This window comes from Kosmotoga sp. (genome assembly GCF_982836095.1).
On sequence record NZ_CEYIHJ010000132.1, the window covers coordinates 3,672 to 5,585 of the forward strand.

The following is a 1,914-nucleotide window of genomic DNA, read 5'->3' on the forward strand; positions in this document are numbered from 1 at the left end:
GTTTTGTACCCAGTCACTTAAAAGCCCCATTCCGGAATCCAACCAGTCGGCGAAAATGCCTCCAAATGTGAAAGTGAGCTGGAAGACAGCGTACATTATTCCAAATAAAATGGGAAGGCCCCAGATGCGATGGGTAAAAATCTTGTCCATCGTATTTGTAAAAGTTTCAGACTTTTTGCCGCTGCCTTCTACAGTATTTCTAAGAATCTTCTTAATGAATTTGAATTTTTCATCGCCAACAAAAACTGAAGAGTCTTCGTGCTTTTGTTCAATATCTGAAAGTACCTCATTTAACAATTGCGAAAAGCGTTTGGCATCGCTTACTTTGGATTTTATCTGCTCGAAAATCTCAGGATCTTCTTCGATGAGTTTCAAAGCCAGAAATCGTGAATTGGTGTTTGATTTTACGTTGAAGAGTTTCAATATTCCCTCGACCCGTTGTATATACCTTTCTAATTCATCGCTGTATTTGATCATCGGAATCGTCTTTGCTTGAGCAATATTCAGCACTTCATCCTTCAATTTTTGAACTCCATGTCCTTTGATAGCAACAGTACCTACAACTGGAACATCAAGACTTTTAGAGAGCTTTTGAATATCTATCTTCATGTTGTTTTTTTCGACTTCGTCCATAAAATTAACCGTCAAAACGAGATTTACACCGAGGTCTAAGAGTTCAGAGACAAGGTAAAGATTTCTTTCTAAGTTCATGCCATCGATAATCGCAACAACAACATCAGGCTTTTCTTCTGCTAAAAATCTTCTTGCTATTCTCTCATCCATGGAAACCGTTGAAAGTGAGTAAATCCCTGGCAAATCAGTGACTGAGAAAGTAAATCCGTTGTAGACATATGAACCTTCTTTTTTCTCGACAGTTACCCCTGGCCAATTTCCCACATGCTGCTTCATACCTGTAAGACAGTTGAAAATAGCCGTTTTACCAACATTGGGGTTGCCTGCTAAAGCAACTTTTATTTCTCTCATTTCAACCTGCCCCCTCAACGATGATTTTGCGCGCTATCCCTTTGCCCAGTGCGAGCCTTGTGCTGTTTATTTGAACGATTATAGGGCCAAAAGAATCCGATGAAACAACCTGTAAAACGCTCCCTATTCTCAAACCCATATCTGTGAGACGCTTTGACACCGTTCTGCCTCCATTTATTGACTTGACTTTATAGATTCCAGGGTTGGCAAAACTCAATGGCATGTATAGTCACTCCTCTACTAAAATGTCTTTTGCTTCTTCTCTTCTAAGGCTCAACCTGTATCCCTTTACTTTTACTTCAATCGGATCGCCAAGAGGTGCAATTCTTTCTATGTGGACTTCTACTCCTGGCATAACACCCATGCTCATTAAACGTCTTTGAAATGTTCTGGAACCCTTTAGCTTTTTTACTTTCACTGTTTTTCCGGGTTCGATTGAAGCCAAAGTCAAAGCAAACACCTCCTCATTATTCTTTAGATGAGACAGGAAACGCTCTTTCAATTTCTGATCTTCCTTAAAAAAACTCATCATAACAGAAAAAGCAGCAAAAAGGCGTGGGTTGTTTATGTGTTCTAGCTTGCATGCCAAATCTTGTGCTTCATTTGATGGAAGTTCTAAAAGCCTGGTTGCAAATTCATAGACTATTCTGTTATTTTTGTGTATTTTTTCTGCCAAAGCAATTCCTTTTGGCGTTAGTCGAATATAGCCATATTTTTCGTGCTCCAAAACCCCTATGTTCTCCAATTTCTTTATGCTCTCGACCACAGTGGGTACTTTAACATTGAGTATTTTGGCTATATGCTTCACTCTTGGCATTTTTTCAGATGCCTGCAAATCATAAAGAACACGAATGTAATTTTCCAAAGCGGGAGTGATCACCATAGTATCACCTCTAAAATATAGGTTTGCCTATATTTTAGCATATTTTA

Annotated in this window: 3 protein-coding genes; all 3 read right to left on the bottom strand. The window is 38.9% G+C overall.

Annotated elements, in window-relative coordinates; genetic code table 11:
• Positions 1–984 (bottom strand): FeoB small GTPase domain-containing protein (locus tag AC3LHT_RS08400; protein ID WP_488662572.1); only part of this gene is annotated, 984 nt, incomplete at its 3' end.
• Position 985: 1 nt separating this feature from the next.
• Positions 986–1,207: a FeoA family protein gene (locus AC3LHT_RS08405; RefSeq protein WP_290646439.1), complete on the bottom strand. Its 222-nt coding sequence runs from the start codon at positions 1,205–1,207 to the stop codon at positions 986–988.
• A 6-nt stretch (positions 1,208–1,213) separates the two neighbouring features.
• Entirely contained in the window at positions 1,214–1,867 is a 654-nt protein-coding gene (locus AC3LHT_RS08410; RefSeq protein WP_488662573.1) for a metal-dependent transcriptional regulator, read from the bottom strand.
• Between the last annotated feature and the right edge of the window lie 47 nt (positions 1,868–1,914).

What these genes read in the sequence shown, in the direction of transcription:
- AC3LHT_RS08405 (WP_290646439.1), bottom strand. Translation starts at nt 1,207, where the DNA reads ATGCCATTGAGTTTTGCCAACCCTGGAATCTATAAAGTCAAGTCAATA.
- AC3LHT_RS08410 (WP_488662573.1), bottom strand. Translation starts at nt 1,867, where the DNA reads ATGGTGATCACTCCCGCTTTGGAAAATTACATTCGTGTTCTTTATGAT.